The organism is Aquibium carbonis (assembly GCF_003970795.1).
GTDB classification, from domain to species: domain Bacteria; phylum Pseudomonadota; class Alphaproteobacteria; order Rhizobiales; family Rhizobiaceae; genus Aquibium; species Aquibium carbonis.
In genome coordinates this window covers 135,080-149,273 of record NZ_RWKW01000056.1, presented here as the reverse complement: position 1 = coordinate 149,273, position 14,194 = coordinate 135,080, and the positions used below count along the sequence as shown (strand labels likewise).

Sequence of the window (14,194 nt, the reverse complement as noted above, 5' to 3'; positions counted from 1 at the left end):
CCGCCGAGATCATCTATGAGGCAGAGGCGGTGGGCGCCACCCAGGACGAAACCGGCGCGACGCTTTCGGTGCGCCGGCCCGACGGCTCGGTGGAAGAGATGCGCGCCGCCTACCTGATCGCCGCCGACGGCGCGCGCAGCCCGATCCGCAAGTCGCTCGAGATCCCCTTCGAAGGCATGACCATCCCGGAAATCTTCCTGTCGATGTCGACGCATTTCGACTTCGCCGAAGCCATTCCCGATCTGGCGCCCATCGCCTACGTGACGGATCCGAACGAGTGGGCGGTGCTGCTGCGCACCCCGTCGCTGTGGCGCGTGCTGCTGCCGACCGATCCGAACCAGACCGAGGAGCAGATCAAGGACCCCGAAACGATGCAGGCGCGCCTGCAGGCGCTCTGCCCCAACGAGAAGGGCTACGACATCGTTCATGCGACGGCATATCGGGTCAACCAGCGCGTCGCTGCGAACTTCGTCAGCGGCAGGATCTTCCTCGCCGGCGATTCGGCGCATGTGAACAATCCGCTCGGCGGCATGGGCATGAACGGCGGCATTCACGACGCCATCAATCTGACCGAGAAGCTCACGCAGGTGATCAAGGGCGCGGCGCCGGTGGACCTGATGGGGCGCTACGAGCGCCAGCGGCGCAAGGTGACGCTGGAGGCGGTGCAGGCCCAGACCCTGCGCAATCGCCAGATGATGAACGAGACGGACCCGGCCCAGCGCCGCGCCTATCATGACGAGATGCGCTCGATCGTGGCCGATCCGCGCAAGCACCGCGACTTCCTGCTGAAGTCTTCGATGATCCAGTCGCTGCGCGATCTCGAAGCCGTCGCCTGACGCCAACCCTGTTCAAGACACCAACATACGAGGAACGTTTCCATGGTCGACAGTCTCGGTTACCGGATGAAGTTCGGCGTCATCGCGCCGTCCACCAACACGTCGGTGCAGCCGGAATTCGATTCCATGCGCCCCGTCGGCGTGACCAACCATTTCTCCCGCATCATCATCCCGGATGATCCGGTCCACTCGGACGAGGATTTCAACGAGCTCGTCATGCGCATCCGCGCCGAGACGATGAACGCCATCGACGCCGTCAAGACCTGCTCGCCCGACGCCATGATCATGGGCATGTCGGCCGAGACCTTCTGGGACGGCAAGGACCGCGCGGATACGCTGAAGGCCGAGGTCGAGGCGCGCGCCGGCATGAACGTCGCCATGGGCTCCGACGCCTGCCAGGCGGCGCTGGCGAAATTCGGCGACATCAAGCGCATCGCGGTGGTGACGCCCTACATGCCGATCGGCGACGAGCAGGTGCGCAAGTTCTTCACCGATTGCGGCTACGAGGTCGTGACCGTGAAGGGCCTGAAGTGCAAGAGCCCGATGCTGATCGCGCACGAGTCGGAGCAGACGCTGCGCGACGCCATCATCGAGGTCAACGATCCCTCCGTCGAGGCGATCGTCCAGGCCGGAACCAACCTGGCCATGGCCCGGGTCGGCGCGATCGCCGAGTTCTGGCTCGACAAGCCCGTGATCGCGATCAACACCGCGACCTACTGGCATGCGCTGCGGATGAACGGCATCGAGGACAAGGTGCAGGGCTTCGGTTCGCTTCTGGCGAAGTACTGATCGGCGAGGGCTGGACATGCATTACGATTTCGTACCGCTGCCGAAACGCAAGCCGCTGAAATGGCCGGACGGCAAGCGGCTGGCGGTCATTCTCACGACGAATTTCGAGTATTGGGACAAGGTCCAGCCCACCGACAAGAAGTACTATCCGGGCGGTCCGGGCATCGTCGGCGGTGACCTGCCGGGCAATGTCTACGACAACCCGAACTTCACGTGGCGCGAATATGGCCAGCGCGTGGGCGTGTGGCGCATGTTCGACCTTTTCGACGCCGAGGGCGTGAAGTCGAGCTGCACGATGAACGCCAAGATGGCCATCGAGCGCAAGGAGGTGATCGAGGCGGCGCTTTCGCGCGGCTTCGAGATCGTGGCGCACAACTACGTGCAGGACGAACTCCTCACCGACTACATGTTCGACGAGGAGAAGGAGCGCGCGGTCATCAAGCGCACGCTCGACGTCTACGAGCAGGCCGTCGGTCGCAAGGCCAAGGGCTGGCTGTCGTCATCGCTGCGCTCGACGCTGAACACGATCGACATCCTCTCGGAAGAGGGGCTGATCTTCATCACCGACCTGCTCAATGACGACCAGCCCTATCTGGTCAAGACGCGCAGCGGCAGGCCGATGGTCTCGGTCTCCTATACCTCCGAGGTCAACGACTTCTCGTTCCTGCGCCAGGGGCTGACGGTCGAGACGGGCTTCATGATGTTCAAGGAGCAGTTCGACTGGCTTTATGCCGAAAGCGCAACGAGCGGCCGGTTCATGAACATCGGACTGCACCCGCACGTGATCGGACAGCCGTTCCGCATTCGCGCCTTGCGGGATTTCATCCGCTACGCCAAGCAGTTCGACGGGGTGTGGTTCGCGACGAGGGAGGAAATCGCGGAATGGTATCTCGAGAATCACGAGAGCCACATCGATCCGGAAACAGCATGACGATCGATGCGGCGCTTCGGCGCGACGGAAGCCTGATCTTCGTCGACCCCGAGGTCGTCAGCCAGCTCGAGCGGGCCGAGTCCAGCCGGCCCGTGGAGCGCGCCTATGAACTGATCCGCCGCGCGATCCTGACGGGGGAGCTGAAGCCCGGGGACCATCTGCGCGAAGAGCCGCTTTCGGCCATGACGGGCACCAGCCGGACGCCGGTCCGCGAGGCGCTGCGGCGTCTTGTCGGAGAGGGGCTGGCGATCGCCGAGAACAGGCACCGCTTCGTGGCCGACTTCTCCTACGAGGAGGTGGTGATCATTTTCGACGTGCGCGCCCGTCTCGAAAGCTATGCGGCGGGCGTGGCGGCCCAAAAGATCACCGACGAGGAAATTCGCGAGCTGGAGCGGCTGGTGGTGGAGATCGACCGGATCGATCCGGCCGGCGGGGCGGAGGCGGCGAACGCGTTCGTCACGCTCAACTCGGAGTTTCATTCCATCATCGTGACCGCTGCACGGTCCCGTCAACTGAAGCTCCTGACCGCGCAGGCCGTTTCTCTGCCGCTGGTGCTGATCAAGCAGTTCGTCTGGGACCAGAGCATCAACATCCGGCGGTCGAACGAGCAGCATCGCGACATCATCGCCGCTCTTGCGCAGCGCAACAGCGAATGGGCGACGACGGCGATGGCTGGCCACATACTCTCGACCAAGCCGAAACCGCGCGACGTCGCGCCAGGGGCAGGCCGCTGAAACGCGCCGTCCGAGACTGAGAAAATGGGAGCATCCAAGTGACAACAACGCGCGAAGCGCTGTCTGAAAACCCCGTGCGCGTCACCGGCTTCGTGGCCGGACGGTTCGTCGAGGCGAAGGGCGAGGTCATCTCCGTCCTCGATCCCTCGACCGAGAGGCCGATCGCGATCCTGCACGAATCCGACGCCGACGAGGTGGATCGTGCAGTGACCGCCGCGCGCCGGGCCTTCGATCATGGTCCCTGGCCGCGCGCCAGCATTGCCGACAGGCAGAAGGCGCTGATGGCGATCCACGACCTGATCCTCGCGCATGCCGACGAACTGGCCGCGCTGGAGAGCATCAACACCGGAATCCCGCTTGGCCAGACCAAGCTGATGCACGTGACCCGGGCGGCACAGAATTTCCGCTTCTTTTCGGAATATGTGAACCAGGCGGGCGGAGACGTGTTCACGCAGGAACCGGGGCTTCTGAGCCTCGTCACCTACGAGCCGATCGGCGTGTGCGGCCTGATCGGCCCCTGGAACATGCCGCTCGGCCTGACCGCCATGAAGATCGCGGGCGCGCTCGCCTTCGGCAACTGCTGCGTGGTCAAGCCGTCGGAACTGACACCGCTGACGGTGACCCGGCTCTTCGCGCTGATCGCCCAGGCGGGCATCCTGCCCGAGGGCGTGCTCAATCTCGTCAATGGCCGCGGCCACGTCACGGGCGTCTCGCTGGTCTCGCATCCCGATATCGACATGGTCTCCTTCACCGGGGGGACAGAGACCGGGACCGCCATCCTCACCTCGCTCGCCAAGGGGATCAAGGGGGGGGCGATGGAGCTCGGCGGCAAGTCGGCGAGCATCGTCTATGCCGATGCCGATCTCGACCTGGCACTGGATGGCGCCTTGCTCGGCTCCTTCATGAACAACGGCCAGATGTGCCTGGCCGGCAGCCGGATCTTCGTCCAGCGGAAGATTGCCGACCCCTTCATCGAGCGTTTCGCTGCGCGCACGAAGGCCCTGTCCGTCGGCGATCCGCTGGCGCCGGGTATCGAGATCGGTCCGATGATCAACCACTCGCAGCGGGAACGAATGAGCCGCTATGCCGAGACCGGCGTGAAGGACGGAGCCACGCTGCTGACCGGCGGGCATCGTCACGCCGGCTTCAACGCAGGCTATTACTTCGAACCGACGGCAATGCTTGCGCCCGACAACTCGATAGCCATCTGCCAAGAGGAGATCTTCGGTCCCTTCGCCACGCTGCAGGTTTTCGACGAGGAAGACGAGGTGGTCGCCAAGGCCAATGACAGCAAGTTCGGGCTGGTCGGCTATGTCTGGTCGGAGGATCTGAAGCGCGCCATGCGCACGGCGTCTGCGCTGCGCACAGGCACGGTAATGGTCAATACGCCGATCGTGCGCGACCTGCGCACCGGCTTCGGCGGCTACAAGCAGTCGGGCCTCGGTCGCGAGGGCGCGCAGGGGTCGCGCGCCATGTTCACCGAGATGAAGTCGACGATCATCGCCCAGGAACGGCGGACGTTTCCGCGCATGGGGCTTTCGGGAGAGACGGCGTGACGGCGGCGGATCCGTCGCTTCCCGGGCGTGTCGCGATCGTCACGGGCGCCTCGCGCGGGCTCGGCCTAGAAATGGCGCTGGAGATGGCCGCGGCAGGCATGAAGGTGGTGCTGACCGGCTCCAGGCCGGGCGGAGCGCTGGACGAAGCGGTGGCGAAGGCCGCGGCGGTCGGCGGGGAGGGCAATGTGCTGGGCGTTGTCGCCGACGTCCGTTCCTACGCGGCCTGCGAGGCCGTCGTGGCCGACACGGTCGCCCGGTTCGGGCGGGTCGATGTCCTCGTTAACAATGCCGGCGTCGGCATGAGGCTCATCTCGGAGCGCTTCAATGTCGAGCCGACACGGTTCTGGGAAGCCGCGCCCGACGCGTGGAAGTCCATCATCGACACCAATGTAACCGGTGCCTTCAACATGGCGCGGGCGGCCGTGCCCGGCATGGTGGCGCGCGGGTCGGGCAAGGTTATCAACGTCTCGACCAGCGACCAGACCATGGTGCGCAAGGGCTATTCGCCCTATGGCCCGTCGAAGGCAGCGCTGGAGGCGGCCTCGCGCGTCTGGGCACAGGATCTCGAAGGCACCGGCGTTACCGTCAACGTCTATCTGCCCGGCGGGGCGGCGGACACCGACCTCCTGCCGACAGGCCCGGGCAAGAAGGGCGCCGACGGTAATCTGCTGCCGCCTTCGATCATGCGTCGCGCGATCCTCTGGCTCTGCTCCGATGCGTCGAACGACCAGACGGGCGGTCGCTACATCGCCCGGCTGTGGGACGAGACGCTTCCGGCGGAAGAAGCTGCGGCCGGGGCTCGCTCGGCACACATCGACAAGCCCCAGATCATGTAGGAGCGCATCATGTTCGACCTCGGCGGTGCGACGCTTCACAAAATCATCGACCTCGATCCCTTCGCGCTGCCGCTGTCGTTCCTGCTGCCGGGTGCCGATATCGAGGCAATCCGGCATCTCGAGCCGGTGCTTGCCCCGCACCACGTCGATTTCGCCGCCGGCAACATCCTGCTCGGCGTGCAGAGCTGGCTGCTCAAGGCGGGTGGGCTGACGATCCTGATCGACAGTTGCGTCGGCGAGCACAAGGAACGGCCGCGGCGTGCCGACTGGCACCAGCGGCAGGGGACGGGATTTCTCGACCGGCTGAAGGCCGCCGGTGTCTCACCCGACGACGTCGATGTCGTGCTGTGCACCCATCTGCATGCGGACCATATCGGCTGGAACACCAGGCTGGAAAATGGCCGCTGGGTTCCGACCTTTCCGAAGGCCCGCTACCTGATCGGCGAAACCGAACTGGCCGCCTGGCAGGCGGTCGAGGAGCGGGAGCCCGGCGCGCACAATCACGGCGCCTACACGGATTCGGTGCTGCCGGTGATCGAGGCCGGCTTGTCGGAGACGGTGACGGATGGTTTCGAACTGTCGCGCGGCATGCGCATCGAGACCATGGCGGGGCATTCGCCCGGGCAGGTCGGGCTTTGTCTCGACTGCCGCTCACATGGACAGGCGCTGTTTTGCGCCGACGCCGTGCATTCGCCGGTTCAGGTCTACCAGCCAGGCTGGGCGAGCGCCTTCTGTTCCGACCGCGAACAGGCCGTGGCGACCCGACTCACCCTGCTCGAACGCGCGGCCGAAACCGGTGCGCTGCTGGTGCCCGCACACATCAGGGGCGCGCATGGCATGACGATCTCGCGTGAGGGCGCGGGCTACCGGCCCCATTTCGTGGGATGATCGAACTGGCGCGCGGCTGCGACCTATTCGGCGGTCGGCTTCGCCCGCTGGATATGCATCATGTAGACCATCTGGTCGGCCGGATGCCAGTTGAACGAGGCGATGAGAACGCCGGAGTCCGTCAGGTAGCGGCGCAGCAGCTGAAGCGCCCACGATCCCTTCGCCAGGCCCAGTTGTCGCTCGATCTCGGCCGGCATCGGCAAGGCGCGGATTTCCTGCACGGCCTCTTCGATCATGCCGTCGGAATGCCGCTCGAGCAAAGCGAAGAAGGGCCCCTGATGGCCTTCGAGCAAGGGGATGAGGTGTTCGAACCGGCCCGGAATGTAGCTCTGGATGTAGCAGATGGGGGTGCCGCCGGGCTTGGTCCAGCGCACGCCGGCAACTTCGAACCATTCCTCGCCCGCCAGGCCGCCGACCAGTTCCGCGAGTTCGGCGTCGAGGACGATCCGTTTCGTGTAGAGGATGACATAGTAGGTCTCGACCGCGATCTGGAACAGCTCCTCCAGCGATCCGAAGGACTTGAAGAAGGTCGAGTGCGGGCTGTTGGAGATGACGCGGGTTCCAACCCCCTGGCGTCGCTCGACATATCCATGCTCGCGCAGGTATCGCAACGCCTCGCGGATGGTGAAGCGAGAGGTGTTGAACTCGGCGGCGAGCTCGATTTCCGTTGGCATCAGCGACCCGGCCGGGTAGAGGCCGCTCGTCAGGCGATCCTCCAGCACCTTCTGGATGCGCATGTAGCGCGGGCCGTCGCCGGGGTTCTCGGCCGGTTCGGTGATCGTGTCAGCCATGGGTTTCGACTCGCCCTGTCTCTGGTCGCGAACGTATGGACAATTTTGTCGTATCTGGCCCAGCGCCGCGCCTTGCGCAAGATCAAGCGCATTTTTGGGGATTCACGCCGCAGACGGGGTGCCAGCTCCTGGATCGACAAAAAGGTATGGACATTTAGGCTAGGCTTGTGTCAGTTCATCCAAACAAGAAGGTCGATCTCCACGATCGGAGACGCGAGGAAACCGCGATGCAACCCCGCCACAAGTCGGTCTACAGCCCGCGCGCGAAGCTGGGCCTGATCGTCCCGCCCACGAACACGGTGAACGAAGCCGAGTGGATGCGCATGATGCCCGAGGGCGTCTCGTTCCACACCCATCGCATGAAACTGCACGCGGACACCACCAGCGAGGCCGGCCGGGCCGCGTTGCTGGACGATCTCGAGCAGGTCTTCGCGATGATCAAGCAGGCACGGGTCGACGCGATCGCCTATGCCTGCACCGCCGGCTCGATGATCAACCCGGTCAACTCCCTGCCCGACGAACTCACGCAGCGGACGGGCGTGAAGGCCGTGACCACCTCCGCCTCCATCATCGCCGCGCTGAAGGCGCTGGGGGTGACCCGTCTTTCGGTCGCCACCCCCTATGCCGACCGACTGAACGAGCACGAGACGCATTTCCTCGAAGAGAACGGCTTTGCCGTGGACAAGCTCAGCGGCCTCGGCATCGGCGCCAACGGACCGCAGGAGTATGTCCGCATCGCCGAGACGCCGATCGAACAGGTGGCCGCCCATGCCCGCGCGGCCTTCGTGCCGGGCAGCGAGGCGCTGCTGATCACCTGCACCGACTTTCCGACGCTGCCGCTCATCGAACAGCTCGAAGCCGTTCTCGGCGTGCCGGTCGTCACGTCGAACCAGGCTACGTTCTGGGCGATGCTGCGGGCGACCGGCATCGACGACCGCCTCGTGGGGCTGGGACAGCTCCTGCGCAATCATTGATAAAAGAAGACCCAAGGACAGGAAGACAATGGCAGATCCCGCACTCAAGGCCGCGCTGAAGAACAAGGAATTCGTTCTGGCTCCCGGCGTGTTCGAACTGATTTCGGCACTGATTGCCGACCGGATGGATTTCAAGGCGCTCTACGTCACCGGCTACGGAACGGTCGCCTCCTATCTCGGCGAGCCAGACGCCGGCATCGCGACCTATCGCGACATGATCGAGCGCATCGCCCAGATCGTGAAGATGACCTCCAAGCCGGTCATCGCCGATGCCGATACCGGCTATGGCGGGCTGCTGAACGTCCGCCACACGGTGCGCGGTTACGAGGACGCCGGCGTCTCCGCCATGCAGATGGAAGACCAGGAATTCCCCAAGAAGTGCGGCCACACCCCCAACCGCCGGGTCATTCCGCTGGAAGACATGGTGCGCAAGATCGAAGTGGCCGCAGACAGCCGCAAGTCGGATGATTTCCTGATCATCGCGCGCACGGATTCGCGCACCGGCCTCGGCATCGAAGAAGCGATCCGGCGCGGCAAGGCCTTCGCCAAGGCGGGCGCGGACGTGGTGTTCATCGAATCGCCCGAGACGGTCGACGAGATGAAGCGCGTGGCCGACGAGATCGACGCGCCGCTGTTCGCCAACATGGTCAATGGCGGGCGCACGCCGCTGCTGTCGGCCAAGACCCTGCACGAGATGGGCTATTCGATCGCCATTCATCCGGCGGTCGGCTTCCTCGCGGTCGGCGCCGCGCTGGAGAAGGCCTATGGCGACCTGCTGAAGCATGGCGAATCGACGGATGCCGTCGATCTCTACTCGTTCGCCGAATTCAACAAGCTCATCGGCTTCGAAGACGTCTGGGACTTCGAGAAGAAGTACGCCCAGGTCTGAGGCGGCAAACAGGGAGACGCGCAATGAGTGAGGACCTCGACGCAAACTACGCCAAGGCCTATGGAAACCGCGCCGGCTTCGGCAAGAAGCCGGCCTTGATCCTGATCGATTTCGCGCATGCCTATTTCGACAAGGATTGCGATCTCTACGCCGGCGTGGATGAGGCCCTGGCCTCGGCCTTGCGCGTCCGCGAGGTCGCGCACGAGGTCGGCGTGCCGGTGGTGCTGACCGAGGTGAGCTATCAGCCCGGCGGGATCAATGGCGGCCGCTTCTTCGAAAAGGCGAAGCCGCTCAAGGCCTTCGTCAAGGGCGAGAAGACCGCCGATTTCGCCGAGGGGCTGGCGCCACGACCGGACGAGATCGTCATCACCAAGCAGTATCCGAGCGCCTTCTTCGGCACGTCGCTGGCGTCGACGCTGACGGCGATGGGCATTGACAGCGTGATCCTGACGGGGCTCACCACGTCGGGATGCGTGCGCGCCTCGTGCGTGGACTCGATGTCCTACGGCTTCACCACCAGCGTGGTGCGCGAGGCCTGCGGCGACCGGCACCCGGCGCCGCACGAAGCGAACCTGTTCGACATGAACGCCAAGTATGCCGACGTGGTCTCCGAGGCGGAGATCATCGCCTATCTCCGCTCCCTGCCGATGAGGAACGACCGATGAGCGGGATTCGCCGGATCGCCGTGCTCGGCGGCGCGGGCGGCATCGGCCGTGCGCTGGTCAAGACGCTCGTCGAGGGCGGCGACGAGGTCGTCGTTCTCGATCTCGCCGCATCGCTGGATCGCTATGCCTTGGGCGTGCCGTCGATCGCCATAGACGTGCTGTCCGAGGCTTCGATCAACGCCGCGATGGACGACCTCGCGGGCCGTGTGCCGGGCCTCGACGGCTTCGTCAACCTGGCGGGCTACAACAGCCGCATCCAGCCGCTCGCCGAAACCTCGGCCGACTATTTCGACGACGTGATCGCCGGGAATCTCCGCGGCGCCTTCCTGTCCACCAAGGCGGTGATGCCGCTGATGGGGGAGGGGAGCAGCGTGGTGATGGTGGCCTCGGGTCTGGCGCAGTTCGTCCGTCCCGGCTACGGTTCCTATGCCGCCGCCAAGGCTGGCGTGGTCGCGCTCACCAAGACCTTCGCGCATGAGTGGGCGCTGACGGTGCGCGTCAATGCGGTGGCGCCCGGTCTCGTCGATACGGCGTTCCTGCGGGGCGGCACGGGACGCTCGGACGAGAACGGCGAAAGCGTGGTGAGCCTGGAGGCCTACCGCAATGCGATCCCGATGAAGCGGCTGGCCTATCCGGACGACGTGGTGGGGCCGATCCGGTTCCTGCTCGGTCCGGACAGCGCCTACATGACCGGACAGGTTCTGTGGGTGAACGGCGGCGGCTACATGCCCTGACCGCGAAGCCCCGGCATCCTCGCCGGGGCCTTCACCGTCTCCAATGGGCGCTATCGCCCCGCTTCGCCGAGATTGATGACGCTGCCGAGCAGCTTGCGAAGGTCGGCCGAACCCTTGTGGCCAAGCCGCTCCTCGAGCGCGGAGTTCTGTTCCTCGACACGCTCGCGGACGCGCTCGAACAATTCGAAACCCAGCTTGGTGATGGTGACCAGCACGCGGCGCTGGTCCTGCGGGTCGGGCAGTCGATGCACGAGGCCGCGCGCCACCATCCTGTCGGTCATCTTGGTCAAGGCAGGATGGTTCATGAGAACGAGATCCGCGATCTCGCCCATCGACAGACCGTTTCGCCCGCTCAACACTTCCAGCATGCGCCACTGCTCGACGCTGACGCCCTCCGCCTGGAGCTCGCGCTCGAGGTCGCCGTGCAGCTTGCGGTGCGTCTGGGCCACGACATAGGCCAGATAGTCGTTCAGCGATCGTTCGGACACGTTCCTCTCCCGGAGGTCGGCATCGATTGCCGGCATACGAATCGTCGCCGGACCGATTGCCATCGTTTGATGCTTCAGATACTTAATTCGGAAAAGAAAAACAACATGTCGGGAACACATAGGGGCTGGAACCCGAATGATCGAGCGAGCGGCGTTGCGCCATGGCGCGAACGGAGGAGGCTATGGGCCGACCCTCGGGTTCGGCCAGCGCGGGCGTTTATCCTATGGTGGCCAGCGGCGCACACGCATCGCCGTCCTGATCCCCATGAGCGGATCGGCGGGTATCTGGGGGCCGTCCTGCATCTCCTGCGCCCAACTCGCGCTCAATGAGATCAACCGCCATCGCGGCATCGCCGACCGGGAGGTCGAACTCGTCTTCCTGGACGCCGACGACTCGGTGGTGGAAGCGGCGGTGGACCAGCTTTCGGACCTCGTGGAGGAGGGGGGCGTCGATGCCGTGGTCGGCATGCATGTCAGCTCGGTGCGCCAGCGCCTGAACGCCGCGCTCGGCGGACGAATCCCCTATGTCTACACGCCGCTCTACGAGGGCAACGAACAGGCGCCATCCTGCTTCACGATCGGCGAGACGCCGCGCGAGCAGCTTGCGCCCGCGATCCGTCACCTCGCGTCGCTGCTGGGTGTCAGGCGCTGGGCCCTCGTCGGCAACGACTATGTGTGGCCGCGGGCCTCGCACCGTTTCGCCCGTGATTGCATTGCGGCTACCGGCGGGCAGGTCGTGCTGGAAACCTATGTTCCATTCGGTCTCGACGAACCCGTCGAACTCGTCGAGCGGATTGCGTCTGCAAGGCCGGACATCGTGCTTTTGTCGCTGATCGGCCAGGAGGCGGTCGAGTTCAATCGCGTCTTCGGTGCGATGGGACTGGACCGGTCGATCGTGCGCTTCTCGACCGCGATCGAGGAGAACGTGCTTCTGGCCACGGGGGCCGATTTCACGCGGCGGCTCTACGCCGCGTCGTCTTACTTCGCCGGGTTGAAGACCGACGCGAACATGTCCTTCGTCGAGCGCTATCGCAACCTGCACCAGGAAAACGCCCCCGTCCTCAACGCGCTGGGCCAGTCGATCTACGAGGGTCTGCATTTCTATGCAGCGCTGATGAACGAACGGCAGCAGCGTGGCGCGCCCATCAGATGGCGAAGCGCTCGTGGCGGCGCCTTTCACTCGAACGAGCGCAAGGACAACCCGATCTATCTGGCCCGGGCCGACGGGCATCTGTTCTCGGTGATCGAGCGACTGGTGTGACGCGGCGCGGTTCGCGCACACGTTGTGGCGAAGGTTCGGGAAAAATTTGTCATCGGACGCAAAAAAGCTTGAAACGGAAAATGTTCATGGGCTAGCTTCCGTCGCGGTTGCGGGGAATCGCGCGCTTGGTGCGCCGGTCCCGATCCCATGGAAACGGAGGTAAGCGTGACCTGGTTTCTGGCGCTCGTCGTTCTGGTCGTCGCGATCGTGCTCGGCGTGCTGTTCCTCAATCGCTTCTATGCGAAGTCGACCCGCGAGACGGCGCTCGTTCGCACCGGCCTTGGCGGCCGGCGCGTGCTGATCGACAGCGGCGCGCTGTCCCTGCCGATCCTGCACCGCATCGAGCGCATCAACATGCGCACGACGCGGCTGAGGATCGAACGACAGGGCGCGGCGTCCCTGATTTCCGAGGACCGCTTGCGCGTGGACGTGGCGATGGAGTTCCACGTCCGGGTCGCGCCTTCGGAGGAGGGCGTGGCGACAGCAGCACAGGCATTCGGTTCCAAGACCTTCCGCGAGGAGGAGATGCAGGGGCTGATCGAGGGCAAGCTGGTCGATGCGATCCAGTCGGCCATCGCAAGTCGGTCGATGGACGAGCTGCACGAGAAGCGCGACGCCTTCGTGGAAGCCGTCTCGGCACGGCTGACGCCCAACCTCGCCCGCTCGGGCCTGATGCTCGATTCGGTCTCGCTGGTGCGGCTCGACCAGACGCCGTTCAACGCGCTGGACGAGAACAACGCCTTCAACGCGGTCGGCATGCGCAAGCTCGCAGAACTCGTCAGCCACAACAAGAAGGCGCGCGTCCAGGTGGAAACGGAGGCCGACGTCGAGATCCGGCGCCGGCTGCTCGACCAGACGCGGCAGCGGCTCCTGATCGAGCGCGAGCAGGAGGAGGCCGAAATCGCCAAGCGGCTCGATCTCGAACGCCGCCGCATCGACCTCGATACCGAGATCCAGAGTGCGCGGACAACCGCCGAGCGGATTGCCGAGGAGGCGCGGATCGCCAAGGCGGGCGAAATCAAGCGCGCCGAGATCGAGCGCGATCTCCTGCTCCGCAAGCAGGAGATCGAGGCGTTGCTCGCTGTCGAGACGGCCAAGATCGACAATTCCATCCGCATCGCGGCCAAGCGTGGCGAGGAGCAGATTGCCGAGGCCGGGTTCGAGGCCGCCAAGACCAAGCTGGTCCAGGCGCAGGAGGCCGTGCAGACCGAGCGCGACGTCATGGCAGCGGAGCGCGCCCGGCAGCTCGCGCTGCTGAAGGCGCGCGAGGATGCCGAAGTGGACGACCAGAAGGTCAAGTCCCAGGTCGACACCATCCTGTCGCTGGCCAAGGCCGAGAGCAACGCGACCCAGGTGAAGGCGGAAGCCGAGCGCCATCGGTTGATCGCTGAATCGGAGGGCCGGTCGGCGATGATCGAGGCGGAGAACGGCCAGAGCGAACAGATCCTGCGGCTGCGGCTCGAGATGCACAAGCTCGACATGCTGCCCGAGATCACCTCCCAGATGATGAAGCCGGTGGAGAAGATCGATTCGATCCGCATCAACCACATTTCGGGCCTCGGTCCGGTGGGAGGCGGGGGCGGCGATGGTGGAACGGGCGGGCAGGGCGGTTTCCAGTCGGCGCTCGATTCCATCATGGGCATGGCCATCGGCTTTCCGATGATCAAGAAGCTCGGCGAGGAGATCGGCGTGGAGATGGATCACAATCTCGGCGCCCGAGCGCTCGACGCGATCAACCGCTCACCGGTTCGCAAGAAAGACTGATCGACCGAACCAGAAAACCGGCATCACCGGCGCGCCCGGGGACACGCCGAAACGAGAA

Annotated in this window: 15 protein-coding genes; 13 read left to right on the top strand and 2 right to left on the bottom strand. The window is 65.0% G+C overall.

Features of this window, described 5'->3' with window-relative positions; all coding sequences use genetic code 11:
* The 7 genes from EJC49_RS16240 to EJC49_RS16210 all read left to right on the top strand — a co-directional run.
* Nucleotides 1-836, top strand: an 836-nt coding sequence (locus EJC49_RS16240) for an FAD-dependent oxidoreductase (RefSeq protein WP_126700984.1), incomplete at its 5' end; no start/stop codon positions are given.
* 42 nt (nt 837-878) lie between these two features.
* Entirely contained in the window at nt 879-1,625 is a 747-nt protein-coding gene (locus EJC49_RS16235) for a maleate cis-trans isomerase family protein (RefSeq protein WP_126700983.1), read from the top strand.
* A 16-nt stretch (nt 1,626-1,641) separates the two neighbouring features.
* The gene (locus EJC49_RS16230) at nt 1,642-2,556 is read left to right on the top strand and encodes a polysaccharide deacetylase family protein (protein ID WP_126700982.1); all 915 of its coding nucleotides are present in this window, start codon (nt 1,642-1,644) and stop codon (nt 2,554-2,556) included.
* A complete protein-coding gene (locus EJC49_RS16225; RefSeq protein ID WP_170314748.1) occupies nt 2,553-3,290 on the top strand; it encodes a GntR family transcriptional regulator in 738 nt (245 codons plus the stop codon). Before EJC49_RS16230 ends, EJC49_RS16225 begins: the two co-directional genes overlap by 4 nt.
* A gap of 38 nt (nt 3,291-3,328) precedes the next feature.
* Complete coding sequence (locus EJC49_RS16220) at nt 3,329-4,846, top strand: aldehyde dehydrogenase (RefSeq protein ID WP_170314747.1); 1,518 nt, start codon at nt 3,329-3,331, stop codon at nt 4,844-4,846.
* Entirely contained in the window at nt 4,843-5,682 is an 840-nt protein-coding gene (locus EJC49_RS16215; protein ID WP_126700979.1) for an SDR family NAD(P)-dependent oxidoreductase, read from the top strand. Before EJC49_RS16220 ends, EJC49_RS16215 begins: the two co-directional genes overlap by 4 nt.
* A 9-nt stretch (nt 5,683-5,691) precedes the next feature.
* A complete protein-coding gene (locus tag EJC49_RS16210) occupies nt 5,692-6,570 on the top strand; it encodes an MBL fold metallo-hydrolase (RefSeq protein WP_126700978.1) in 879 nt (292 codons plus the stop codon).
* 23 nt (nt 6,571-6,593) lie between these two features.
* Here EJC49_RS16210 and EJC49_RS16205 read toward each other — a convergent pair whose 3' ends face one another.
* Nucleotides 6,594-7,361 carry a GntR family transcriptional regulator gene (locus EJC49_RS16205; protein ID WP_126700977.1) on the bottom strand — a complete coding sequence of 256 codons (768 nt, stop codon included), beginning with the start codon at nt 7,359-7,361 and terminating at the stop codon, nt 6,594-6,596.
* Between the two features lie 227 nt (nt 7,362-7,588).
* Between EJC49_RS16205 and EJC49_RS16200 the strand changes: the two genes are divergently transcribed.
* From EJC49_RS16200 to EJC49_RS16185, 4 genes are read left to right on the top strand one after another with little or no spacing between them, the layout of a single operon-like run.
* Nucleotides 7,589-8,335: a maleate cis-trans isomerase family protein gene (locus EJC49_RS16200; protein WP_126700976.1), complete on the top strand. Its 747-nt coding sequence runs from the start codon at nt 7,589-7,591 to the stop codon at nt 8,333-8,335.
* Between the two features lie 28 nt (nt 8,336-8,363).
* Complete coding sequence (locus tag EJC49_RS16195; protein ID WP_126700975.1) at nt 8,364-9,224, top strand: isocitrate lyase/PEP mutase family protein; 861 nt, start codon at nt 8,364-8,366, stop codon at nt 9,222-9,224.
* Between the two features lie 23 nt (nt 9,225-9,247).
* The gene (locus EJC49_RS16190; protein ID WP_126700974.1) at nt 9,248-9,889 is read left to right on the top strand and encodes an isochorismatase family protein; all 642 of its coding nucleotides are present in this window, start codon (nt 9,248-9,250) and stop codon (nt 9,887-9,889) included.
* Nucleotides 9,886-10,623 (top strand): SDR family NAD(P)-dependent oxidoreductase, encoded by a 738-nt coding sequence (locus tag EJC49_RS16185; protein ID WP_126700973.1) that lies wholly within the window; start codon nt 9,886-9,888, stop codon nt 10,621-10,623. Before EJC49_RS16190 ends, EJC49_RS16185 begins: the two co-directional genes overlap by 4 nt.
* Nucleotides 10,624-10,673: 50 nt before the next feature.
* Here EJC49_RS16185 and EJC49_RS16180 read toward each other — a convergent pair whose 3' ends face one another.
* Entirely contained in the window at nt 10,674-11,111 is a 438-nt protein-coding gene (locus EJC49_RS16180; protein ID WP_170314746.1) for a MarR family winged helix-turn-helix transcriptional regulator, read from the bottom strand.
* 136 nt (nt 11,112-11,247) lie between these two features.
* Between EJC49_RS16180 and EJC49_RS16175 the strand changes: the two genes are divergently transcribed.
* Together EJC49_RS16175 and EJC49_RS16170 are read left to right on the top strand one after the other, a co-directional pair.
* Nucleotides 11,248-12,372 carry a substrate-binding domain-containing protein gene (locus tag EJC49_RS16175; protein WP_126700971.1) on the top strand — a complete coding sequence of 375 codons (1,125 nt, stop codon included), beginning with the start codon at nt 11,248-11,250 and terminating at the stop codon, nt 12,370-12,372.
* A 165-nt stretch (nt 12,373-12,537) separates the two neighbouring features.
* Complete coding sequence (locus EJC49_RS16170) at nt 12,538-14,136, top strand: flotillin family protein (RefSeq protein ID WP_170314745.1); 1,599 nt, start codon at nt 12,538-12,540, stop codon at nt 14,134-14,136.
* The last annotated feature ends 58 nt before the right edge of the window (nt 14,137-14,194 follow it).

Excerpts from the sequence above, each read along its gene's own strand:
- EJC49_RS16235 (WP_126700983.1), top strand. The coding sequence starts at position 879 with ATGGTCGACAGTCTCGGTTACCGGATGAAGTTCGGCGTCATCGCGCCG.
- EJC49_RS16230 (WP_126700982.1), top strand. The coding sequence starts at position 1,642 with ATGCATTACGATTTCGTACCGCTGCCGAAACGCAAGCCGCTGAAATGG.
- EJC49_RS16225 (WP_170314748.1), top strand. The coding sequence starts at position 2,553 with ATGACGATCGATGCGGCGCTTCGGCGCGACGGAAGCCTGATCTTCGTC.
- EJC49_RS16210 (WP_126700978.1), top strand. The coding sequence starts at position 5,692 with ATGTTCGACCTCGGCGGTGCGACGCTTCACAAAATCATCGACCTCGAT.
- EJC49_RS16205 (WP_126700977.1), bottom strand. The coding sequence starts at position 7,361 with ATGGCTGACACGATCACCGAACCGGCCGAGAACCCCGGCGACGGCCCG.
- EJC49_RS16200 (WP_126700976.1), top strand. The coding sequence starts at position 7,589 with ATGCAACCCCGCCACAAGTCGGTCTACAGCCCGCGCGCGAAGCTGGGC.
- EJC49_RS16195 (WP_126700975.1), top strand. The coding sequence starts at position 8,364 with ATGGCAGATCCCGCACTCAAGGCCGCGCTGAAGAACAAGGAATTCGTT.
- EJC49_RS16190 (WP_126700974.1), top strand. The coding sequence starts at position 9,248 with ATGAGTGAGGACCTCGACGCAAACTACGCCAAGGCCTATGGAAACCGC.
- EJC49_RS16185 (WP_126700973.1), top strand. The coding sequence starts at position 9,886 with ATGAGCGGGATTCGCCGGATCGCCGTGCTCGGCGGCGCGGGCGGCATC.
- EJC49_RS16175 (WP_126700971.1), top strand. The coding sequence starts at position 11,248 with ATGATCGAGCGAGCGGCGTTGCGCCATGGCGCGAACGGAGGAGGCTAT.